The organism is Klebsiella sp. CSG-1, from assembly GCF_056521145.1.
Genome location: NZ_JBWNLD010000001.1, coordinates 368,843 through 389,724 on the forward strand (window position 1 = coordinate 368,843; position 20,882 = coordinate 389,724).

The window sequence follows — 20,882 nt, forward strand, 5'->3', positions numbered from 1 at the left end:
TAACAAAGTCATGCGCAATGTCGGATGCCGGTCCACAGAGCATTTGTTATAGTAAGGCACTTTTTTTAACTCCATCACGGATGCCGTTGTTCTGACCATGAAGACCTCTTTCACCGCACGTTTACTCGTTACGGCCCTCTCCGTTGCAGCGCTCTCCTCCGCTGCCCACGCCGATGACCTGAATCTCAAAACCATGATCCCAGGCGCGCCGCAGATTGATGCCGAATCCTGGATTCTTATTGATTACAATTCGGGCAAAGTGCTGGCGGAGAATAACGCTGATTCCCGCCGCGACCCGGCGAGTCTGACCAAAATGATGACCAGCTACGTCATCGGTCAGGCCATGAAAGCGGGAAAATTTAAAGAAACCGACCTGGTGACGGTGGGTAACGATGCGTGGGCAACCGGTAACCCGGTGTTTAAAGGCTCTTCACTGATGTTCCTCAAGCCGGGTATGCAGGTTCCGGTTTCTCAGCTGATCCGCGGCATCAACCTGCAGTCAGGTAACGATGCCTGCGTCGCCATGGCCGACTATGTTGCTGGCAGCCAGGATGCCTTCGTCAGCCTGATGAACAGCTACGTCAATGCGCTGGGCCTGAAAAACAGCCACTTCCAGACCGTTCACGGCCTCGATGCCGACGGCCAGTACAGCTCTGCGCGCGATATGGCGCTGATTGGCCAGGCGCTGATCCGCGATGTACCGAACGAATACACCATCTATAAAGAAAAAGAGTTCACCTTTAACGGCATTCGTCAGCTGAACCGTAATGGTCTGCTGTGGGATAACAGCCTGAACGTCGACGGGATTAAAACCGGGCATACCGACAAAGCGGGCTATAACCTCGTGGCCTCGGCGACCGAAGGCCAGATGCGTCTGATCTCCGCCGTCATGGGCGGCCGCACCTATAAAGGTCGCGAATCCGAAAGCAAAAAGCTGCTGACCTGGGGCTTCCGCTTCTTCGAAACCGTCAATCCGCTGAAAGCCGGGAAAGAGTTCTCTTCCGAACCGGCCTGGTTTGGCGACAGCGATCGCGCTTCGCTGGGTGTCGATAAAGACGTTTATCTGACTATCCCTCGTGGCCGCATGAAAGATCTGAAAGCCAGCTATGTGCTGAACAATACCGAACTGCACGCCCCGCTGCAGAAAAACCAGGTTGTCGGCACCATTAACTTCCAGCTGGATGGTAAAACCATCGATCAGCGCCCTCTGGTGGTCCTGCAAGAAATTCCTGAAGGCAATTTCTTCGGAAAAATGATTGATTACATCAAGTTAATGTTCCACCACTGGTTTGGTTAAAAATCGAACGCTTGAAAGTGTGATTTACATCCCCATATACTAATCATCAAAGTAACCTGATAACTCCCACCCTTCGTGGGAGTTATTATTTTTTGTCGTAACACCGGAGCTGACATGAAAACCAAACTTAACGAACTGCTTGAATTCCCTACTCCATTTACTTACAAAGTAATGGGGCAGGCGTTGCCTGAGCTGGTTGATCAGGTGGTGGAAGTGGTACAGCGCCATGCGCCGGGTGATTACTCTCCACAGGTAAAACCGAGCAGCAAAGGGAACTACCACTCAGTTTCTATCACCATCAACGCAACCCATATCGAGCAGGTCGAAACCCTGTACGAAGAGCTGGGCAATATCGACATCGTCCGGATGGTGCTGTAACCCATTCCCAGACCCGGTCCTGCGCCGGGTCATCTCTCCCCGCTGTGCTGTGATATACTCCCCCCTCAAGTCACTTCTCTCTCTGCGGAGACGTTGTTTTGCAGCATAACAAAATCCTTATCCGTCAACTTGGCCTGCAACCTTACGAACCGGTCTCGCAGGCGATGCATGAATTTACCGATACCCGCGACGACAGCACGCTGGACGAAATCTGGCTGGTAGAACACCCTCCGGTCTTTACTCAAGGCCAGGCGGGAAAAGCCGAACACGTGCTGGTTCCGGGAGATATTCCGGTCATTCAAAGCGATCGCGGCGGCCAGGTGACCTACCACGGGCCAGGGCAACAGGTGATGTATGTTCTGCTGAACCTCAAGCGCCGGAAACTGGGCGTGCGCGAACTGGTGACACTGCTGGAACAGACCGTGGTTAATACGCTGGCGGAATACGCGATTGAATCACATCCACGCGCCGATGCGCCCGGTGTCTATGTCGGCGAGCAAAAAATCTGCTCTCTGGGTTTGCGTATCCGGAAAGGTTGTTCGTTTCACGGGCTGGCGCTGAATATTGCGATGGACCTGTCGCCGTTCCTGCGGATCAACCCCTGCGGCTATGCCGGAATGGAGATGGCCCAAATGCGCCAGTGGCAGCCGGATATTCAACCGCAGATGGTGGCGCCTCATCTGGTAGCCAACCTGCTGGCCCTACTCGGTAACCCGCCTCACGAGATGATTGCCGCCGCTTAACTCCCGCCGGCTCGCGCCCCTGTCACAGGGGCGCGACATCCGCATTATCGCTAGTTAAGCCCTTATCTCTGCAATTAAATGTCATGCGCGGCGCCGCTGGTGAGCCAAAGCGATATGTTCGGGCTGATGCCGGAGCGGATGTTTTTTTGCTGGCGCGAACGGGGTCGCTGGCAAGGCTCGAGACGCTGAATGACCCGAAGAGCGCATTGAGATGTTACCGGCTGAGCGTGCAGGAACCGTTGCTGAATCAGGTCATCGCGGTGGTTTGCCAGTCGTTTAAACAATAAAGCACGTGAGGATAAGCATAAAACAACAACTATTTTACAATTTGCCGAACAGGTAGGCTGCTTTCTGTCCCATATCAATGGTATACTGCCTGTCCTTAATTCAAAAATAGTTGATAATTACAACATTTCCTTGAATTGATTCGCTTTCCTTCGTGACTCGCAACTGGAACACGCACGCTATGAGTAAACCCATTGTGATGGAACGCGGTGTTAAGTACCGCGACGCCGATAAAATGGCCCTTATCCCGGTGAAAAACGTGGCAACTGAGCGTGAAGCTCTGCTCAGAAAACCGGAATGGATGAAAATCAAACTTCCGGCTGACTCGTCCCGTATCCAGGGAATCAAAGCAGCGATGCGTAAGAACGGTTTGCACTCCGTGTGCGAAGAAGCTTCTTGCCCAAACCTTGCGGAATGCTTCAACCACGGAACGGCCACCTTTATGATCCTCGGCGCGATTTGTACCCGCCGCTGCCCGTTCTGTGACGTTGCGCACGGTCGTCCGGTGACCCCGGATGCCAACGAACCGCAGAAACTCGCGCAAACTATCGCCGATATGGGCCTGCGTTACGTCGTCGTGACCTCCGTTGACCGCGACGATCTTCGCGACGGCGGCGCTCAGCACTTTGCCGATTGCATCAGCGCTATTCGTGAGAAAAACCCGACAATAAAGATTGAGACCCTGGTCCCTGACTTCCGTGGCCGTATGGATCGCGCGCTGGATATCCTCACGGTGACTCCGCCGGATGTGTTTAACCACAACCTGGAAAACGTGCCGCGTCTGTATCGTCAGGTTCGCCCGGGCGCCGACTACAACTGGTCGCTGAAACTGCTGGAGCGCTTTAAAGAAGCGCATCCGGAGATCCCGACTAAATCAGGTTTGATGGTCGGTCTCGGCGAGACCAACGAAGAGATCATCGAAGTCATGCGCGACCTGCGTCGCCATGGCGTGACCATGCTCACCCTGGGCCAGTATCTGCAGCCAAGCCGCCATCACCTGCCGGTTCAGCGCTACGTTAGCCCGGACGAGTTTGAAGAGATGAAAGCCGAAGCGATGGCGATGGGCTTCACCCACGCCGCCTGCGGTCCGTTCGTTCGTTCGTCTTATCATGCCGACCTGCAAGCCAAAGGGATGGAAGTGAAGTAAAACTCACTGCCCGGCAATCGCCGCGTGAACGCTTTCGCGCGGCGATCTGTTTTTACCCCGCCCGTCTGACGTTTCCCTGGCCACTGGTAACAACTGGTTGCATTTTTTCCGCATCTTCGCGAACAAGCAATAAAAAGAGGCCGCAACGCTTATCGCTGCAGCCTCTTCAACGTCCAGACTTTCGCCTGTCGGTTACGCCCTCCCGCTGTCGGGGAACGCGCCTTTAATTACTCTTTATGAGAGAGCTTTTGTGCCGGAGCGTCTTCTTCCGCACTGGTTTTCTTTGCGCTATCGTCATCGTCGTTCATGGCTTTCTTGAAGCCTTTGATAGCGGAACCCAGGTCTCCACCCAGCGTACGTAATTTTTTGGTACCAAACACTAAAATAATCAGTGCTGCGACAACCAGCAGTTTGGTAATACTAATCTCACCCATAGCTAACCTTCTTCTCTAAAACAAGCTGCGAATACGCCATCATACACGCGAACAATTAACGGCTATTTGACGCGCGGACACAATAGCAATCTGTAACAAGGTGAATCAAGCCTTGTTTAAAAAAACATCACAATAATTGCGGTGGCGCAAAGCGGCGGTTCTTCAGCACCGGCAAACGCTCGCGAACCTGGCGCAGCGACGCTGTCGAAATGTCGGCAGTAATCATCTGCGGCCCGTCCCCTGCCCCCGCCATTATCGTTCCCATCGGGTCGATAATGCGGCTCTGGCCAATATTGCGGGTTCCGCATTCACCTGCCGCCACAATATAGCAGGTCGTATCCAGAGCCCTGGCCGCCAGTAGCGTGGCCCAATGATACTCCTTCATCGGCCCTTTTACCCACGCGGTGGGTAAAACCAGCACTTCAGCACCGTTAAGTGCCAGCGTTAACGCCAGTTCAGGAAAGCGTAAATCGTAACAGGTCATCAGGCCCACGCGCACCCCGTCGACATCAATCAGCGGCGGGATCTGTTGCCCGGCATCAACAAGTCGCGACTCCTGCATCGCAAACGCGTCATACAAATGGAGCTTCTGATATTGGGCAATAACCTCGCCCTGGCGTATTGCCACCAGCGTATTCGTCGCTCGCCCCTCACCCGAAGGCACATGCAGCGTCAGCACCGTGGTTAAACTATAATTCCGGCTTTCATCACGCAACAGCTGCAGAAAACCGCCATCAATCTCCTGCGCCGACTTTACCGAGAGATCCGGATCGCTGTCGTCGCGCGCCAGCAACGCTTCCGGTAATACCAGCAATGATACTCCCTGCCCGGCCGCCTGGTTCATCAACGCCACGCAGGTACGCGCATTGACTCGCCAGTCCGCCGTAACGGCAAATTGTCCCGCAGCAACCCGCATTCTCTTCTCCCGTCAGGTATTTCGTAGCCAGCGACGTATTTGACGCGCTACACTCAAACCCCTGTATTAACCAAATAGCAGGGAATGAGAGTGTCACAACTACTTTTAGCCGTTTTTGTTGGTGGCGGTACCGGCAGCGTATTGCGCTGGTGGCTTGGAATGAAGTTCAATCCAATGCATCACGCTATTCCCATCGGCACACTCGCGGCAAACCTGCTGGGCGCATTCATCATTGGCGCCGGGCTGGCATGGTTTAACCGCCTGACAAACATTGACCCAATGTGGAAACTGCTGATCACGACCGGTTTTTGCGGCGGGCTGACGACGTTTTCAACCTTCTCATCGGAGGTCGTTTTCCTGCTGCAACAGGGCCGTTTCAGCTGGGCGCTGCTGAATATTCTGGTCAATCTGTTAGGCTCATTCGCCATGACGGCAACGGCATTCTGGCTCTTTTCCCACGCAGCCAGTCGCTAACGGCAGGCAAAAAAAAACCCGCGTTTAGCGGGTTTTTATATTCTACTGACGCAATGCTTAGATAGCGTTTACGTTTGCAGCAGAAGGGCCTTTGGCACCGTTAGTGATTTCGAACTCTACGCGCTGACCTTCAGCCAGAGTTTTGAAACCGTTGGACTGGATTGCAGAGAAATGTACGAATACATCTTTGCTGCCATCTTCCGGAGTAATGAAACCGAATCCTTTGGATTCATTAAACCACTTAACGTTACCTTTAATCTTAGACATCAAAATTACCTTTATATGAAAAAACGACACTGATACTGTGTCGGACACCAGTACATCAATTGTGATGCCTTTTGTCCAGTGCAACTTTATTAAAAAGTGACAAATATCGCTATCTTTTTTAGGAGGTCACGCCTTAGTTGTTGTTTTTTCACGGGACAAACGACTTAGCTCATTTGTTGCTAAGTTATGCCGGTTCTAAAACTGAAAACGGGCCCAGGCAAAGTAGACGTTACCGTTGTTGTAGGTCCCGGGGATATAGGTCATCTGGAAGGTTGCAGGACCATAACCAATGGATGCCAGTGGCAAAATGACCGGAATGGGAATGTAATTCCAGTTATCTCGCGCCGTCACGCCCAGCGTGTACCCCAGACCAAGATGAAAATTGTCGTCTGCTAACGGACGCCAGGTTTTCTCCCAGCCGTAGCCGCCAATCGGCTCCCATTTGTTAAAAGAGTCCTTAAAAGCCATCAGGTACAGGCCATGCCAGTTGCCTTTATCATCCCAGCGCGAAACCCCGAATCCAGCCCCCCACGGACGCTCGTTATACCCATCGGTCTTTTCTTTGTCATAGGCAAAGCGGGCATGCCAGGTAATCGCGGGAACATACAGATCGTAGTGTTCAGGTTCCTGCCAGGTTTGCACGACGTTATCACTTAAGGTGTTATACCCATCGCGAATCGTCGACGTAAACGACGCGTTAGCCGCGCCACAAGAGAGCATTAACCCCAAAAAACCAAGAAAAAACAATACGAAATGACGTTGTCTCAACACTTATCTCTTACCAATATCGATTTTAAAGCGCAATAAGTTAACAAGTATAATCTTAATATTACCTTAACGAAATTAGGTAAGTTTCTGATTTATGATCGGAAAAACAGCAACCTTTTCACCTTGTCGTTTTGTGATAGCGGCCGCCCCTCCGCTGATGATTGCAGGGTTCTCATCGGTTTATTGATTTGCGTCAGCATGTTTCGCCCATTAATTAGGCACATTCGCTCACTTAATTTTCTCTTCACTTTATTTATTAGCAGATTCTTTGGGTAAAAGGCTTAGGGGTAAAAAATGCTTACGCTAGTTGAGATCCTGATCGGGGTTGTGGTCATTGTGGGTGTTGCCCGCTATATCATAAAAGGGTATTCCGCCACCGGCGTGCTGTTCGTCGGCGGTTTGGCGTTACTCATCGTCAGCGCGTTGATGGGGCACAAGATTTTACCCGGCGATACGAAAAGCACGGGGTATTCCGCGACCGATATCATCGAATACGTCAAAATCCTCCTGATGAGCCGCGGCGGCGATTTGGGCATGATGATTATGATGCTCTGCGGCTTCGCCACCTATATGACCCATATTGGCGCTAACGATATGGTGGTAAAGCTGGCCTCAAAGCCGCTGCGCTATATTAACTCCCCCTATCTGCTGATGATCGCCGCCTATTTCGTGGCCTGTCTGATGTCGCTGGCCGTCTCCTCGGCAACCGGTCTGGGCGTTCTGCTGATGGCCACGCTGTTCCCGGTGATGGTGAACGTCGGTATCAGCCGCGGCGCCGCGGCGGCAATTTGTGCCTCGCCGGCCGCGATTATCCTCTCTCCGACCTCCGGCGACGTGGTGCTGGCCGCCAAAGCCGCAGAAATGCCGCTCATCGACTTCGCGTTTAAAACCACGCTGCCGATCTCCATCGTCGCGATTATCAGCATGGCCATTGCCCACTACTTCTGGCAGCGCTATCTGGATAAAAAAGAGAATGTCGTTCACGAAATGCTTGATGTGAATGAGATCACCACTACCGCCCCCTCCTTCTACGCCCTTCTGCCCTTTACGCCGATTATCGGCGTACTGATTTTCGACGGGAAATGGGGCCCGGAGCTGCATATTATTGCCATCCTCGTACTCTGCATGCTGCTGGCGGCCGTGCTGGAGTTCGTTCGCGGCTTTAATACCAAAAATGTTTTCGCCGGACTGGAAGTCGCCTACCGCGGCATGGCCGATGCCTTCGCCGGCGTCGTCATGCTGTTAGTGGCCGCAGGCGTCTTTGCTCAGGGCCTGAGCACCATTGGCTTTATCAATAGCCTGATCTCAATCGCCACATCATTTGGCTCGGCGAGCATCATTTTAATGCTGGTGCTGGTGATTCTGACCATGCTGGCGGCAATGACCACCGGTTCCGGTAATGCGCCGTTTTACGCCTTCGTCGAGATGATCCCGAAATTAGCCCACTCTTCAGGCATCAACCCGGCCTATCTGTCCATTCCTATGCTACAGGCTTCAAACCTGGGTCGGACTATTTCGCCGGTCTCGGGCGTGGTGGTAGCCGTTGCCGGGATGGCCAAAATCTCCCCCTTTGAAGTAGTGAAACGGACCTCTGTTCCGGTTATCGTCGGTCTGCTGGTGGTGATTATCGCCACCGAAGTTCTGGTGCCCGGTAGCGCACTTTAATAAACGCGAAAAGGCGCCAGCAGGCGCCTTTTTTATGCTTTAATCATTTCCTGTAAATCATTGTCACCCACTATCAGGATTAAAAATGTTCAGGAAGGATTTCGTCGCCATTGCCCTTTTACTGACGGCAACCCAGGCCGGCGCTGAACCACTCACCGCAACGCAGTATAGCGATTTCGACCGTTATGTACTGGCTTTGTCATGGCAAACGGGATTCTGCCAGAGCATGCATGACAGAAACCGTAGCGAGCCGGAAGAGTGTCGCTTGCAGCAGGAATTACCGAATAAAGCGGATTTCCTGACGGTACATGGCCTCTGGCCTGGCTTGCCAAAATCCATTGCTGCCCGGGGCGTCGACGATCGGCGCTGGATGCGTTTTGGCTGTGCCACCCGCCCTGTCCCCAACATGCCTGAAGTTAAAGCCGGGCGTAAATGCCAGGCCGCTGAAACCGGGCTGTCGCTCGAGATGGCGAATAAACTCAATAGCGTAATGCCAGGAGCCGGCGGCAATTCGTGTCTCGAGCGTTATGAGTATGCGAAACACGGCGTCTGCTTTGGCTTCGATCCCGATAGCTACTTTGGCACGATGGTGCGTCTTGATAGTGAAGTGAAGCAGAGCCCGCTGGGCCTCTTTCTGGCGAAACACTACGGGCAGAGCGTCAGCCGCGATGAGTTCGATACCGCGGTCGCGCAGGCATATGGTCAGCAGAGCGTGAAAGCATTTAAGCTGACCTGTAACGGCAATCCGGCTTATTTAACCGAAATGCAAATCGCCATCAAAGCGGAGGCCATCAATCAGCCGCTTTCAGCCAATAGCCTCTTGCCCCAGCCTCATCCGGGGAATTGCGGCAAACAATTTATCATTGATAAAGCCGGCAACTGATGATTCGGCGGCGTAAGCCGCCGGTAGATTATGCGCGAATAAAATCGAGCAAATCCTGGTTAATCTGGTGTTTATGGGTTGTACAGATCCCGTGAGACCCACCCTGATAGACCTTTAATTCGCCGTCAGGCAGTAGCTGCGCCGCCACTTTACCGCAGGTTTCAAACGGGACAATCTGGTCATCATCCCCATGAATCACCAGCGTCGGGATTGTCATCTTACGCAGGTCCTCACGGAGATCGGTTTCAGAAAACGCTTTAATACAGTCATAAAGCGCTTTGATTGACCCCTGCAACCCCTGCTCGACAAACCCTTCGCGTACCGCTTTTGACTCTTTGGCGCCGTCCCGATTGTAGCCGTAGAAAGCTGCGCTCAGCTCATAGAAGAACGCCCCGCGATCCTCGATAACGCCCTCTCTGATACTGTCGAAGACCGCTTTGGGTACGCCGTTCGGGTTAAAATCCGTCTGAATCATAATCGGCGTCACGGCGCCAATCAGCACCGCTTTCGCCACTCGGTCAGTCCCGTGCCGGCCGATATAACGCGCGACTTCTCCGCCGCCGGTTGAGTGTCCGACATGAATGGCATCACGTAAGTTCAGATGGGCGGTGAGCTGAGCCAGATCGTCGGCATAGCGATCCATGTTGTGGCCATCCCAGGGCTGCGCCGAACGACCATGCCCCCGACGATCGTGAGCAATCACACGGAATCCATGCGATCCAAGAAACAACATTTGATCTTCAAAAGCATCAGCCGTTAACGGCCAGCCGTGGCTGAACACCACCGGTTGCCCGCTGCCCCAGTCTTTAAAATACAGATAACTACCGTCGTTAAGAGTAAGTTTGTCAAAACCGCTCATTTCAGTCTCCTGTACTGGAAGGGTACTACCTGATACCGCTTAAAAAGGATAAGACAGATTTTTCACTTGCGACGGCAGTATCATAAATTTCATATGTCCCTTTCGGCGATCATCACTTAATGTGCGTTTAATCACTTCAAACCGCCGACAAGTCTCAGTATGATGGGACGACATTAACCCTTGCCTTTTCGGTGAGGGTTTTCTTTTACGGACAGGTTCCTGGATAACACGGAGTATGCGATGACCAGACCCGCAATCATCATTAATGAGCTCGATGCAGAACGCATCGACAGGCTGCTCGAACAGCCGGCTTTCGCGAATTCCCCGGTGGCAGATGCGCTGAACGACGAACTGGATCGTGCACAAATGCTGGCGCCCGAAGCGATGCCGCATGATGTTGTCAGCATGAACAGTAAAGTCAGATTTCGCGATTTGACCAGCGGTGAAGAACGCGTGCGGACACTGGTGTTTCCCTCGCAGGTGACCGACAGCGCAACCCAACTTTCCGTGCTCGCCCCCGTTGGTGCCGCGCTGCTCGGCCTGAAAGTCGGCAGTGCGATCCACTGGGAATTACCGGGCGGGGCATCGGCCCATCTCGAAGTACTGGAGCTGCTTTACCAGCCGGAAGCCGCAGGTGAGTTTCATCGTTAATTATCCCGCTGCCTGAGGCGTTTCACGCTTTATTCAGAGGATGTCTTCGCATCCTCTTTCTGCCCCCCACCCTCTCTCCTGGCGCTGACAAAATTTTACCCCTCTCTTCGTCTGAGCTGACAGTTTTGCGAGCTGAATGACACTATATCTTCCTATAATGTGTTGATATAGAAACAGTCGAACAAGGAGGAATGCATATGTATAAAACTATCATTATGCCCGTTGATGTTTTTGAGATGGAGTTGAGCGACAAGGCCGTCCGCCACGCGGAATTTTTGGCTCAGCAGGATGGGATTATTCACCTGCTCCACGTATTACCCGGATCGTCCAGCTTCACAATGAGCCGCTTTACCGCCGATCTGCGCCGTTTTGAAGAGCATCTACAGCACGAGGCGGAAACGCGTCTGAAAACAATGGCCGGTCATTTCAGCATCGACCCTTCGCGGATTAAAATGCACGTCCGCTTTGGTAACGTGCGGGACATGGTGAATGAACTGGCGAACGAAATTAAAGCCGATGTGGTGGTGATTGGTTCGCGCAACCCGTCTATCAGCACGCACTTACTTGGCTCTAATGCCTCAAGCGTCATCCGCCACGCCCATATTCCGGTGATGGTCGTTCGGTAACACCGAACGATAAAAGAAGAGGCTACCCTGGGGTAGCCTCTTTTATATGCAGGTGTAGTCTTACTTTATTATGCGGTTTTGGTACGAATCAGATAATCGAACGAACTCAGGGAAGCTTTCGCCCCCTCGCCCGCGGCGATAATGATCTGTTTGTACGGTACGGTTGTGCAGTCGCCGGCGGCAAACACGCCCTTGACGTTGGTTTCACATTTCGCGTCGATGATAATTTCACCCATCCGGTTACGCTCGATGGTGCCTTCCAGCCAGTTGGTGTTCGGCAGCAGTCCAATCTGCACGAAAATCCCCGCCAGCTCGATATGGTGTTCATCACCGCTGACCCGGTCACGATACTGCAGGCCGGTCACTTTGCTACCATCGCCCGTCACTTCAGTGGTCTGCGCATTGAGAATGATATCGACATTTTTCAGGCTGCGGACTTTATCCTGCAGGACCTGGTCGGCTTTCATTTCCGGCGCGAACTCCAGCAGGGTCACATGTTCTACCAGACCAGCCAGATCGATGGCCGCTTCAACGCCGGAGTTACCGCCGCCGATAACCGCCACGCGTTTACCTTTAAACAGCGGGCCGTCGCAGTGTGGGCAATAGGTCACCCCTTTGGTGCGGTACTGATCCTCACCCGGCACGTTCATGTTGCGCCATTTTGCCCCGGTGGCGATGATCACGCTGCGTGCTTTCAGCACCGCGCCGGAGGCCGTTTCAATTTGGTGCAGGCCGCCTTCTACCGAAGCCGGAATCAGTTTCGATGCGCTCTGAGAGTCAATCACATCCACAGCATAGTCGCTGACGTGCGCTTTTAACGCCCCGGCCAGCTTCTGCCCTTCCGTTTTCGGTACAGAGATGTAGTTTTCGATATCCACGGTATCCAGCACCTGGCCACCGAAACGTTCACCCATCAGGCCGGTACGAATGCCTTTACGCGCAGAATAGACCGCCGCTGCGGCGCCTGACGGGCCGGAACCGACGATCAGCACATCGTAAGCATCGCGTTTATTCAGCTCTTCCGCCGCCCGTTTTTCGGCGCCGGTATCGACTTTAGCGACGATTTCCGCCAGCGTCATACGGCCCTGACCGAACTCCTGGCCATTCATAAAGACAGCCGGAACGCCCATCACGTTGCGGTCGGTAATCTCATTCTGGAAAGTCCCGCCGTCAATCGCCGTATGTTTGATACGCGGATTCAGTACCGCCATCAGGTTCAGCGCCTGCACGACATCCGGGCAGTTATGACAAGAGAGCGAGTAATAGGTTTCAAACTCAAAATCACCGTCCAGATCGCGGATCTGTTCGAGCAGTGACTGGGTCTCTTTAGAGGGATGACCGCCGGTCCACAGCAGCGCCAGCACCAAAGAGGTAAATTCATGTCCCAGCGGAGAACCGGCAAAGCGCGGCCCCTGGAGGGATCCAGGATTGGCAATCAGGAACGAGGGCTTGCGGACAGGCAAGCTGTTATCTTCTCTGAAGGTCACTTTTTCCGACAGTTCGGCGATTTCAGCCAGCAGTTCCTTGATTTCTGCCGATTTTGCGCTGTCATCCAGCGTGGCAACCAGCTCAACAGGTTTAGTCAGTTTCTCAAGGTAGGCCTTGAGCTGGGTTTTCATGTTGGTGTCGAGCATTTTTAATCTCCTGCTTAAAAAACATCATCATGCAAGCTGCCTTGCGGGCGGCCTGAATGCGGCTTGCATCATGGTGTTGGAATAAAACGGGCGCAGATGCACCCGCTTGAGGATAAATTCGCAAGCATTTCGTGTTACAGGAAGGCGGCAAGCTTATGAATCCCCGGGAGCTTACATAAGTAAGTGACCGGGGTAATTAAGCGTCGCCAACACACCTGTGGCATGAAAGACGCCGGAATTTTTAGATTTTACCGACCAGGTCCAGAGACGGAGCCAGAGTCGCTTCACCTTCTTTCCATTTCGCCGGGCAAACTTCACCTGGGTGAGAAGCAACGTACTGAGCAGCTTTGATTTTACGCAGCAGGTCAGATGCGTCGCGGCCGATACCTTCAGCGGTAACTTCGATAGCCTGGATGATACCCTGCGGGTCAACAACGAAGGTTGCGCGGTCTGCCAGACCTTCGTCTTCACGCATGTTGTCGAAGTTACGGGTCAGGGCGCCAGTCGGGTCGCCGATCATCGCATATTTGATTTTCGCGATGGTGTCAGAGCTGCTGTGCCATGCTTTGTGGGTGAAGTGGGTATCGGTAGAAACGGAGTACACGTCTACGCCCAGTTTCTGCAGTTCTTCGTAATGGTCTGCAACGTCGCCCAGTTCAGTCGGGCATACGAAGGTGAAGTCAGCCGGATAGAAGAAGAATACGCTCCAACGGCCTTCGGTGTCTTTTTCGGTAACTTCGATGAATTCACCGTTTTTGAATGCCTGGTTTTTAAAAGGTTTGATTTTAGTGTTAATCAAGGACATCTATACTTCCTCCGTGTTTTCGTTGAGGTCTAAGTTAACGAACTTTTCCTGATTCGACCAATGCGTTTGCATTATCAAATCAATAAGCGATATCTAACAACCGGAACAAGACAGCTTTGTGAACCCGTCGCGACAATCGCCGCGTTTCGTTACTTTTGCATCCCGTGGCACTGAAAGTAAAAAGGCCGCCCTGTTCAGGCGGCCCCGTTACCTGAAATACCCGCAGGTAGGTTCAGTGCCAGACAAGCTGGCTATGTGTTGCGCTCTACATTACCTTAATGTAACAGCAAGGCCGATTACACCATCCGCAGTATTAAAGGGCAATCCACCCGCGAGCAGGTCTTACCTATAGCTGTGATAGGCTTCATCATCTTTTCACCTTATACATTGATTTAAAAGGAATAATCATGTTAAAGCGTCTGTTTTTTCTGAGTTTTTTACCCTTTTTCTGCCAGGCTGAAGATCTCCCGGCTCCCGTAAAAGCGATAGAAAAACAGGGAATTACCATTATTAAGCCCTTTGAAGCGCCGGGTGGAGTGAAGGGATGGCTGGGGAAGTATCAGGATATGGGGGTCGCTATCTATCTGACCCCCGACGGCAAGCACGCCATTTCCGGCTATATGTACGATGAAAATGGCAATAACCTGAGCGAACAGCTGTTCCAGAAAGAGCTCTATACGCCGGCAGGCCAGGCGATGTGGAAGAAAATGGAGGCCGCCAGCTGGCTACAGGAAGGGAAAAAGGAGGCGCCGATCATTCTGTATGTCTTTGCCGATCCCTTCTGCCCGTACTGCCTGCAATTCTGGCAACAGGCGCGTCCGTGGGTAGAGTCAGGCAAAGTACAGATTCGCACGCTGTTGGTTGGCGTCATCAAACCCGAAAGCCCGGCAACGGCCGCCGCAATTCTCGCCACCCAGGATCCGGCGAAAACCTGGCGTGATTACGAACAATCCGCCGGTAAAATGCCTATTAAGCTCCCGGCTCATCTCTCCCCGGAAAAAATGAAGATCGTCAGCGAGAATCAGCAGCTAATGGATGAACTCGGCGCGAACGCAACGCCGGCCATTTACTACATGAACAAAGATAATATGCTGCAGCAGGTGGTCGGACTGCCTGAAGCCGACAAGCTGCAGGTCATGATGGGAGAAAAGTAACCCCTCAGCTCTGCTTTCTGGCCAGGTTCCTGAGCAAAAAGAACCTGGCTTACGCCTCTCCAGTCATATACATTCAGTAATGGCGAAGAATAAACGCCAGCATGAATTCACCAAATCAATAATTACAAAAAATAAAATACAAAATATTAATCATTTTTATCACCACGACTTAATCCGGACATTAGCCATGGCGAATCTTTACGGCCTGAAAAAATTCGATCTTAACTTGCTGGTTATTTTTGAATGCATCTATCAACATCTGAGCATCAGTCGGGCGGCGGAAACATTGTTTATTACCCCCTCCGCCGTCAGCCAGTCACTGCAACGCCTGCGCACTCAGCTTAACGATCCTCTGTTTATTCGTTCGGGGAAAGGAATTACGCCCACCAAAACGAGCGTCAACTTGCATTATCTCCTCGAAAAAAACTTAAGCCAGCTTGAGAAAACGATTTCTATGGCCAACCCGGCCAACTTTAAAAAACGTTTTGTCATTTATAGCCCACAGTTATTTATTACCCCCGATGCGTCACAATTCATCCACGCCCTCTACCAGAGCGGCAATATGCAGGTGGAACACCATGACCTGCAGCTCACCAGCGGGTCGGTGGAGAGCCTACTCTCACAGCGCAAGGCGGACCTGATACTCAGTTTGTCCCCCTGTAAAAGCGCGGAGACACTCTGTCAGCCCTTCCGGGAGGCTGAGATGGTACTGGTCTGTGGCCAACACCATCCGCGGGCCGATGAACTCAACGATCGGCAGGCCATCATGCGGGAAAGTTTCGCCGCCTATCTTTCCAGTGAGGTCGGCATAAAGAACTTTCATGCGCACATGAAAAAAAGTTTGCCGGAGCGAATGATTGCCTTTCGCAGCGATTCTCTGATAGCGATTGTCAATATGATTAACCAGACCGACCTTATCGGCTTTGTTCCTAAAGCTCTATTTAACCACCCGCTTTTCAATCTGAAATTAATACCACTGCCCGTTCCGGCGCCATCTATTATGATCTACATGATTTATCACCAGACGCAGATAAATACGCCCATATTCTCCTCGCTGATCGACAAGATAATCCAGCCGCAACCTCAGATAAATAATTCATAACTTGAATGGTTTAATAAAAACCAATACACCACACAAATGCACAGCATAAAGAATGACGATGATGGCTTTCTGTCGTAGCATGATATGCAATCAGATCGTCAACTGCAGTTAAGGAACAGAGACCGTGACATTAATAAAACTTCCGTTACCCGAGTCCGTTCTGCAGGCCGCGCAGAAACGCATTGAATGGGTGATGGATAATTTCCCACGTATCTGTGTCTCTTTTTCCGGGGGCAAGGATTCCACCCTGATGTTACATCTGACCGCGCTTCACGCGCGATGTACAGGCCGCAAAATTAGCGTGCTGTTTATCGACTGGGAAGCGCAGTTTTCCTGCACCATTACCCATTGTGAAGCGCTGCGGGAAACGTATCAGGATGTCATCGAACGATTTTTTTGGGTTGCTCTGCCGCTAACCACGCAGAACTCACTCAGCCAGTTCGCTCCGGAATGGCAATGCTGGGAACCAGGCTCCCATGGGTACGCCAGCCTCCTCCACATGCCATTACCGACCCCGGCTATTTTTCTTTTTACACCCCGGGGATGAGCTTCGAAAACTTTGTTCGCGAATTCGCCGACTGGTTTTCCGCTAACCGTCCCGCGGCGGTCTTAGTCGGCATCCGCGCGGATGAATCCCTTAACCGATTCATCACCATCTCGTCGCGCCGCAAACAGCGCTTTGCCGATGACAAGCCCTGGACCACCGCAGCGCCGGGGGGCCACGCGTGGTACGCCTACCCTATTTATGACTGGAAAACCGCTGATATCTGGACCTGGTTTGCCAAAAGCGGACTCGCCTGTAACCCACTCTATAATCTGATGTATCAGGCCGGCGTACCGCTGCGCTACATGCGTATCTGTGAACCTTTCGGTCCGGAACAACGCCAGGGGCTTTGGCTTTATCACGTACTGGAACCTGAGCGCTGGGCCGCCATGTGTCAGCGGGTGAGCGGCGCGTGCGGCGGCGGCATCTACGCCGGCCAGGATAACCAGTTCTACGGGCATCGCAAGCTGGAGAAGCCCGGACATCATAGCTGGAAGAGCTACGCCCTGTTTTTACTCGACAGCATGCCGGAAAAAACGGCCGAACATTACCGGAATAAAATTGCCGTCTATCTGCGCTGGTATCAAAAGCAGGGGATGGAGGAGATACCTGACCTCCAGAAGGCCGATACCGGCGCGAAGGATATTCCGTCCTGGCGACGTATCTGCAAGGTGCTACTGAATAACGATTACTGGTGCCGCATGCTCTCTTTCAGTCCAACCAAATCCAGCCATTACCGGCGCTACCGCGAACGAATGAGTCAAAAACGCCAGCAGTGGGGAATCCTATGCAACAACAAATAATGCAGGATCTTGAGCGCTATCTGAACACGCTTTCGCAGGCAGAACGCATTGAGGCGCTGAATGCTTTTCGCCAGCTTTTGCACGACTACAGTCCGTTCAAATCGCATCCCGTTGACTGTGTGCTGTGGGTAAAACAGGAAAGCGTTGCGCCAAATGATTACAACCCCAACAACCTCGCCCCGCCGGAAAAACGTCTGCTGCTCACTTCGCTGGAAACGGACGGTTTTACGCAACCCATCGTGGTGCTCAGACAAGATGAGGCGCGCTACACCATCGTTGACGGATTCCATCGTCACGAGCTGGCCAGCAACAAAGCGCCGTTAAAACAGCAGTTGAACGGCTATCTCCCGGTCACCTGCCTGGAAAACCATTCAGCCACTCGCGATACGCTGATGGCCGCCACTATTCGCCATAACCGCGCGCGGGGCCGCCATCAGATCCCGGCCATGTCGAGTATCGTCCATGAACTGGCGAATCTTGGCTGGTCTGACGCTAAAATCAGTCAAGAGCTGGGTATGGATGCTGACGAAGTGTTACGCCTGAAACAAATTAATGGTCTTGCCGAACTGTTTGGCGACCGGCAATTTTCTCAGGCGTGGACCGTAAAATAGCTACAGCTGGCAGAGACGTTCCGCTGCGGCCAGCAAAGTTGCCGGCTGTTTTGCAAAGCACAGGCGTATGAGTTTGTGCGGGAACGGATCGGCGCAGAACACCGACAGCGGGATCGCCGCGACGCCCACCTCGGTTGTCAACCAACGGCAGAAGCTCACATCGTCGAGATCGGAAATCGCGCTGTAGTCAGCCAGCAGGAAGTAGGTGCCCTCGCAGGGCAGAATCTCCAGACGGCTACTGCGCAGGGCATCGACAAACAGATCTCGCCGCTCGCGGTAGAATTCCGGCAGCTGGCGATAGTGCTGCGGCTCATGGCGCAGCATGTCGGCGATAGCCAGCTGGGCGGGCGTATTCACCGCGAAGGTCAGATACTGATGAACCTTGCGCAGCTCAGCGCTTATTGCCGCCGGCGCCACGCAGTACCCCACTTTCCAGCCGGTCATGTGGAAGGTTTTGCCAAATGAAGAGACCGCCACCGCCCGCTCGCGCAGCTGAGGGTGTGCCAGTACGCTGGCATGCCCGTGCGGCGCAAAGCAGATATGCTCATAGACCTCATCGCTGATCACATAAATTTCGCGATCGGCAATCGCCTGCCACAGCGCGGCAAAATCCTCGCCCTGCCAGACCGTCGCCGACGGGTTATGTGGCGTATTGAGAATCACCAGCCGGGTGCGCTCGCTAAGCGCTGCGGCAAATTCTTGCCAGTCAACGCGAAAATGCGGCGGCTGCAGAGCGATACGTTTCAATACGCCGCCGGATAACTCTACGGCCGGCGCGTAGCTGTCGTAGCTGGGGTCAAAACAGATGACCTCGTCGCCGGCGCGTACCAGCGCGGCGATCGCCGCGTAGAGCGCTTCGGTCGCCCCCGCCGTGACGGTAATATCGCTATTTGCATCCGGGCGATGGCCGTACAGTTCGGCGGTTTTATCGGCGATCGCTTCACGTAATGCCGGGACACCGGTCATCGGCGCGTACTGGTTAGCCCCCTGAGCGACATGATACGCCAGGCGCTCCTGCAGGTAGCGCGGCCCGTCAAAATCCGGGAACCCCTGCGACAGATTGATCGCCCGGTGTTCCTGCGCCAGCGCGCTCATTTGTGTAAATATGGTGGTGCCAAGAGAAGGAAGTTTACTTTCAGGAATCAGTGGCTTATTACTCATTTTATAATTACCGATTGTAATGCTGTTGTTGAAGCCACTATAACACGATGTTAATATTTGGCAATCAAGACGCTTAGACGTCTAAATGATAATGTTATGCCGGTTCTCGCCTGAAGCAGCCCATCACGGCGCACCGCCCACTCTGGAGAAACCATGATCCGCGCTATCGTGACCGATATTGAAGGCACCACCAGCGACATTTCTTTTGTCCACAACGTTCTGTTTCCGTACGCCCGCGAGCGGCTAGCGGCCTTTGTCACCGCGCAACAGTACGCCGATCCGGTGAAGACTATCCTTGATAATCTGCGAGCGGAAATCGGTAACCCCGCCGCCAGCACCGCCGAACTGATTGATACCCTGCTGGCCTTTATGGACGAAGACCGCAAGTCAACGGCGCTCAAGGCGCTGCAGGGTATTATCTGGCGCGAAGGCTATGTTAATGGCGACTTTACCGGCCATCTCTATCCGGACGTTCTGCCCGCGCTGGAAAAATGGAAGTCCCAGGGAATTGATTTATATATATATTCCTCTGGCTCCATCGCGGCGCAGAAATTGTTATTTGGCTACAGCGACGAAGGTGATATTACTCATCTGTTCAGTGGCTATTTCGATACCTTGACGGGAGCCAAGCGAGAAACGCAGTCCTATCGCAATATTGCCGAACAGCTGGGGCATCATCCGGCAACGATTCTGTTCCTCTCCGATATTCATCAGGAGCTGGATGCGGCAGAAGCCGCCGGTTTTCGTACGATCCAGCTGGTGCGCGGCGACCGCGATCCTGCCAGCCATCACCCGCAAGTTCAGCGTTTTGACGACATTCATCCGGAGCAGATCCCAGCATGAGCGCATTAACGATTTATTCAGAAAAAGACGCCGGTACCCCTCTCTGGCAAAGCACCGACGGCGATGAAATCCAGCAGCAGCTCAACGCCAAAGGCGTGCGCTTCGAACGCTGGCAGGCCGACCGCGATCTGGGTGTCTCCCCGACGCCGGAAACGGTGATTGAGGCCTATCAGCACGCCATTGACAAACTGGTCGCTGAAAAAGGCTACCAGAGCTGGGACGTGATCAGCCTGCGCGCCGATAATCCGCAGAAAGAGGCGCTACGCGCGAAGTTTCTCAACGAACACACCCACGGTGAAGACGAGGTCCGCTTTTTTGTTGAAGGCGCCGGGCTGTTCTGCCTGCATATCGGCAACGAGGTGTTTCAGGTACTGTGCGAGAAGAACGATTTGATTTCGGTACCGGCCGACACGCCGCACTGGTTTGATATGGGCTCGGAACCCAACTTCACCGCTATCCGCATTTTCGACAACCCGGAAGGCTGGGTAGCGAAATTTACCGGCGACGATATCGCCGACGCCTACCCGCGGCTGGCATAACGCCGCAATGCAATAATGCCGGGTGGCGGCTACGCCTGACCCGGCCTACAACGTCCCCAGCTTTCCATAGGCCCGCGCAGCTGGGTTTGCTCCGCAGCCTGGGCGGGCGATAAACCGGCCCTGTCCCAGCTGGCGGCTACGCCTGACCCGACCGACAGCGTCCCCAGCTTCCCGTAGGCCCGTGCAGCCGGGTTTGCTCCGCAGCCTGGGCGGGCGATAAACCGACCCTGTCCCAGCTGGCGGTTACGCCTGACCTGACCGACAACGTCCGCAGCTTCCCGTAGGCCCGTGCA

At 53.3% G+C, this 20,882-nt stretch carries 22 protein-coding genes and 1 pseudogene; 15 read left to right on the forward strand and 8 right to left on the reverse strand.

The genetic code is table 11. The features are described from left to right. The first annotated feature begins 97 nt into the window (after positions 1 to 97). From dacA to lipA, 4 genes are all read left to right on the forward strand, one after another. Entirely contained in the window at positions 98 to 1,297 is a 1,200-nt protein-coding gene (gene dacA, locus AC007G_RS01840) for a D-alanyl-D-alanine carboxypeptidase DacA (RefSeq protein WP_015584896.1), read from the forward strand. A 114-nt stretch (positions 1,298 to 1,411) separates the two neighbouring features. After that, the gene (gene ybeD / locus AC007G_RS01845) at positions 1,412 to 1,675 is read left to right on the forward strand and encodes a DUF493 family protein YbeD (protein ID WP_004859527.1); all 264 of its coding nucleotides are present in this window, start codon (positions 1,412 to 1,414) and stop codon (positions 1,673 to 1,675) included. A 98-nt stretch (positions 1,676 to 1,773) separates the two neighbouring features. Beyond that, a complete protein-coding gene (gene lipB / locus AC007G_RS01850) occupies positions 1,774 to 2,418 on the forward strand; it encodes a lipoyl(octanoyl) transferase LipB (protein ID WP_032688884.1) in 645 nt (214 codons plus the stop codon). A gap of 466 nt (positions 2,419 to 2,884) precedes the next feature. Next, positions 2,885 to 3,850, forward strand: coding sequence for a lipoyl synthase (gene lipA / locus AC007G_RS01855; protein WP_004859521.1), 966 nt, complete (start codon positions 2,885 to 2,887; stop codon positions 3,848 to 3,850). A 227-nt stretch (positions 3,851 to 4,077) separates the two neighbouring features. Here lipA and tatE read toward each other — a convergent pair whose 3' ends face one another. Both tatE and AC007G_RS01865 read right to left on the reverse strand, forming a co-directional pair. Next, positions 4,078 to 4,284: a twin-arginine translocase subunit TatE gene (gene tatE / locus AC007G_RS01860; RefSeq protein ID WP_004859519.1), complete on the reverse strand. Its 207-nt coding sequence runs from the start codon at positions 4,282 to 4,284 to the stop codon at positions 4,078 to 4,080. A gap of 127 nt (positions 4,285 to 4,411) precedes the next feature. Then, positions 4,412 to 5,200 (reverse strand): deaminated glutathione amidase, encoded by a 789-nt coding sequence (locus tag AC007G_RS01865; protein ID WP_032688887.1) that lies wholly within the window; start codon positions 5,198 to 5,200, stop codon positions 4,412 to 4,414. Positions 5,201 to 5,290: 90 nt separating this feature from the next. Here AC007G_RS01865 and crcB point away from each other — a divergent pair, with 90 nt between their 5' ends. Further along, positions 5,291 to 5,674 (forward strand): fluoride efflux transporter CrcB, encoded by a 384-nt coding sequence (crcB, locus tag AC007G_RS01870; protein ID WP_004859513.1) that lies wholly within the window; start codon positions 5,291 to 5,293, stop codon positions 5,672 to 5,674. A 57-nt stretch (positions 5,675 to 5,731) separates the two neighbouring features. Here the strand turns inward: crcB and cspE are convergent, their stop codons facing one another. Together cspE and pagP are read right to left on the reverse strand one after the other, a co-directional pair. Then, on the reverse strand, positions 5,732 to 5,941 hold the full coding sequence (gene cspE, locus AC007G_RS01875; RefSeq protein WP_004859511.1) for a transcription antiterminator/RNA stability regulator CspE: 210 nt from the start codon (positions 5,939 to 5,941) through the stop codon (positions 5,732 to 5,734). Positions 5,942 to 6,136: 195 nt separating this feature from the next. Continuing rightward, positions 6,137 to 6,712: a lipid IV(A) palmitoyltransferase PagP gene (gene pagP / locus AC007G_RS01880; RefSeq protein ID WP_032688888.1), complete on the reverse strand. Its 576-nt coding sequence runs from the start codon at positions 6,710 to 6,712 to the stop codon at positions 6,137 to 6,139. Positions 6,713 to 7,003: 291 nt separating this feature from the next. Between pagP and dcuC the strand changes: the two genes are divergently transcribed. Beyond that, entirely contained in the window at positions 7,004 to 8,374 is a 1,371-nt protein-coding gene (gene dcuC / locus AC007G_RS01885; RefSeq protein WP_032688890.1) for an anaerobic C4-dicarboxylate transporter DcuC, read from the forward strand. Positions 8,375 to 8,459: 85 nt separating this feature from the next. Further along, positions 8,460 to 9,257: a ribonuclease I gene (gene rna, locus AC007G_RS01890; RefSeq protein WP_136895292.1), complete on the forward strand. Its 798-nt coding sequence runs from the start codon at positions 8,460 to 8,462 to the stop codon at positions 9,255 to 9,257. A gap of 28 nt (positions 9,258 to 9,285) precedes the next feature. On the opposite strand, the gene AC007G_RS01895 is transcribed toward rna, so the two are convergent. Next, positions 9,286 to 10,116 carry an alpha/beta fold hydrolase gene (locus tag AC007G_RS01895; protein ID WP_032688892.1) on the reverse strand — a complete coding sequence of 277 codons (831 nt, stop codon included), beginning with the start codon at positions 10,114 to 10,116 and terminating at the stop codon, positions 9,286 to 9,288. 240 nt (positions 10,117 to 10,356) lie between these two features. Here AC007G_RS01895 and rnk point away from each other — a divergent pair, with 240 nt between their 5' ends. Then, complete coding sequence (rnk, locus tag AC007G_RS01900) at positions 10,357 to 10,767, forward strand: nucleoside diphosphate kinase regulator (protein WP_032688893.1); 411 nt, start codon at positions 10,357 to 10,359, stop codon at positions 10,765 to 10,767. A gap of 197 nt (positions 10,768 to 10,964) precedes the next feature. Continuing rightward, positions 10,965 to 11,393, forward strand: coding sequence for a universal stress protein UspG (gene uspG, locus AC007G_RS01905; protein ID WP_004859493.1), 429 nt, complete (start codon positions 10,965 to 10,967; stop codon positions 11,391 to 11,393). A 68-nt stretch (positions 11,394 to 11,461) separates the two neighbouring features. Here uspG and ahpF read toward each other — a convergent pair whose 3' ends face one another. After that, positions 11,462 to 13,027, reverse strand: a complete 1,566-nt coding sequence (ahpF, locus tag AC007G_RS01910; RefSeq protein ID WP_032688894.1) for an alkyl hydroperoxide reductase subunit F — start codon at positions 13,025 to 13,027, stop codon at positions 11,462 to 11,464. Positions 13,028 to 13,268: 241 nt separating this feature from the next. After that, entirely contained in the window at positions 13,269 to 13,832 is a 564-nt protein-coding gene (gene ahpC / locus AC007G_RS01915; protein WP_004859485.1) for an alkyl hydroperoxide reductase subunit C, read from the reverse strand. Positions 13,833 to 14,239: 407 nt separating this feature from the next. Between ahpC and dsbG the strand changes: the two genes are divergently transcribed. From dsbG to AC007G_RS01935, 4 genes and pseudogenes are all read left to right on the forward strand, one after another. Then, positions 14,240 to 14,986, forward strand: coding sequence for a thiol:disulfide interchange protein DsbG (dsbG, locus tag AC007G_RS01920; protein WP_032688896.1), 747 nt, complete (start codon positions 14,240 to 14,242; stop codon positions 14,984 to 14,986). A 187-nt stretch (positions 14,987 to 15,173) separates the two neighbouring features. Beyond that, the gene (gene citR, locus AC007G_RS01925) at positions 15,174 to 16,088 is read left to right on the forward strand and encodes a DNA-binding transcriptional repressor CitR (protein WP_032700580.1); all 915 of its coding nucleotides are present in this window, start codon (positions 15,174 to 15,176) and stop codon (positions 16,086 to 16,088) included. A gap of 124 nt (positions 16,089 to 16,212) precedes the next feature. Further along, positions 16,213 to 17,435: pseudogene (locus tag AC007G_RS01930) on the forward strand (phosphoadenosine phosphosulfate reductase). Continuing rightward, positions 17,420 to 18,046: an IbrB-like domain-containing protein gene (locus AC007G_RS01935; protein ID WP_032688901.1), complete on the forward strand. Its 627-nt coding sequence runs from the start codon at positions 17,420 to 17,422 to the stop codon at positions 18,044 to 18,046. Before AC007G_RS01930 ends, AC007G_RS01935 begins: the two are co-directional and overlap by 16 nt. On the opposite strand, the gene AC007G_RS01940 is transcribed toward AC007G_RS01935, so the two are convergent. Then, positions 18,047 to 19,192, reverse strand: a complete 1,146-nt coding sequence (locus tag AC007G_RS01940; protein WP_185935626.1) for a pyridoxal phosphate-dependent aminotransferase — start codon at positions 19,190 to 19,192, stop codon at positions 18,047 to 18,049. A 168-nt stretch (positions 19,193 to 19,360) separates the two neighbouring features. Between AC007G_RS01940 and mtnC the strand changes: the two genes are divergently transcribed. Together mtnC and AC007G_RS01950 are read left to right on the forward strand one after the other, a co-directional pair. Further along, positions 19,361 to 20,050, forward strand: a complete 690-nt coding sequence (mtnC, locus tag AC007G_RS01945) for an acireductone synthase (RefSeq protein WP_032688905.1) — start codon at positions 19,361 to 19,363, stop codon at positions 20,048 to 20,050. Then, complete coding sequence (locus tag AC007G_RS01950) at positions 20,047 to 20,589, forward strand: 1,2-dihydroxy-3-keto-5-methylthiopentene dioxygenase (RefSeq protein ID WP_032688906.1); 543 nt, start codon at positions 20,047 to 20,049, stop codon at positions 20,587 to 20,589. The genes mtnC and AC007G_RS01950 overlap by 4 nt, the downstream gene beginning before the upstream one ends. The last annotated feature ends 293 nt before the right edge of the window (positions 20,590 to 20,882 follow it).

Excerpts from the sequence above, each read along its gene's own strand:
- dacA (WP_015584896.1), top strand. The coding sequence starts at position 98 with ATGAAGACCTCTTTCACCGCACGTTTACTCGTTACGGCCCTCTCCGTT.
- ybeD (WP_004859527.1), top strand. The coding sequence starts at position 1,412 with ATGAAAACCAAACTTAACGAACTGCTTGAATTCCCTACTCCATTTACT.
- lipA (WP_004859521.1), top strand. The coding sequence starts at position 2,885 with ATGAGTAAACCCATTGTGATGGAACGCGGTGTTAAGTACCGCGACGCC.
- tatE (WP_004859519.1), bottom strand. The coding sequence starts at position 4,284 with ATGGGTGAGATTAGTATTACCAAACTGCTGGTTGTCGCAGCACTGATT.
- AC007G_RS01865 (WP_032688887.1), bottom strand. The coding sequence starts at position 5,200 with ATGCGGGTTGCTGCGGGACAATTTGCCGTTACGGCGGACTGGCGAGTC.
- cspE (WP_004859511.1), bottom strand. The coding sequence starts at position 5,941 with ATGTCTAAGATTAAAGGTAACGTTAAGTGGTTTAATGAATCCAAAGGA.
- dcuC (WP_032688890.1), top strand. The coding sequence starts at position 7,004 with ATGCTTACGCTAGTTGAGATCCTGATCGGGGTTGTGGTCATTGTGGGT.
- rna (WP_136895292.1), top strand. The coding sequence starts at position 8,460 with ATGTTCAGGAAGGATTTCGTCGCCATTGCCCTTTTACTGACGGCAACC.
- AC007G_RS01895 (WP_032688892.1), bottom strand. The coding sequence starts at position 10,116 with ATGAGCGGTTTTGACAAACTTACTCTTAACGACGGTAGTTATCTGTAT.
- rnk (WP_032688893.1), top strand. The coding sequence starts at position 10,357 with ATGACCAGACCCGCAATCATCATTAATGAGCTCGATGCAGAACGCATC.
- uspG (WP_004859493.1), top strand. The coding sequence starts at position 10,965 with ATGTATAAAACTATCATTATGCCCGTTGATGTTTTTGAGATGGAGTTG.
- ahpF (WP_032688894.1), bottom strand. The coding sequence starts at position 13,027 with ATGCTCGACACCAACATGAAAACCCAGCTCAAGGCCTACCTTGAGAAA.
- ahpC (WP_004859485.1), bottom strand. The coding sequence starts at position 13,832 with ATGTCCTTGATTAACACTAAAATCAAACCTTTTAAAAACCAGGCATTC.
- dsbG (WP_032688896.1), top strand. The coding sequence starts at position 14,240 with ATGTTAAAGCGTCTGTTTTTTCTGAGTTTTTTACCCTTTTTCTGCCAG.
- citR (WP_032700580.1), top strand. The coding sequence starts at position 15,174 with ATGGCGAATCTTTACGGCCTGAAAAAATTCGATCTTAACTTGCTGGTT.
- AC007G_RS01935 (WP_032688901.1), top strand. The coding sequence starts at position 17,420 with ATGCAACAACAAATAATGCAGGATCTTGAGCGCTATCTGAACACGCTT.
- mtnC (WP_032688905.1), top strand. The coding sequence starts at position 19,361 with ATGATCCGCGCTATCGTGACCGATATTGAAGGCACCACCAGCGACATT.
- AC007G_RS01950 (WP_032688906.1), top strand. The coding sequence starts at position 20,047 with ATGAGCGCATTAACGATTTATTCAGAAAAAGACGCCGGTACCCCTCTC.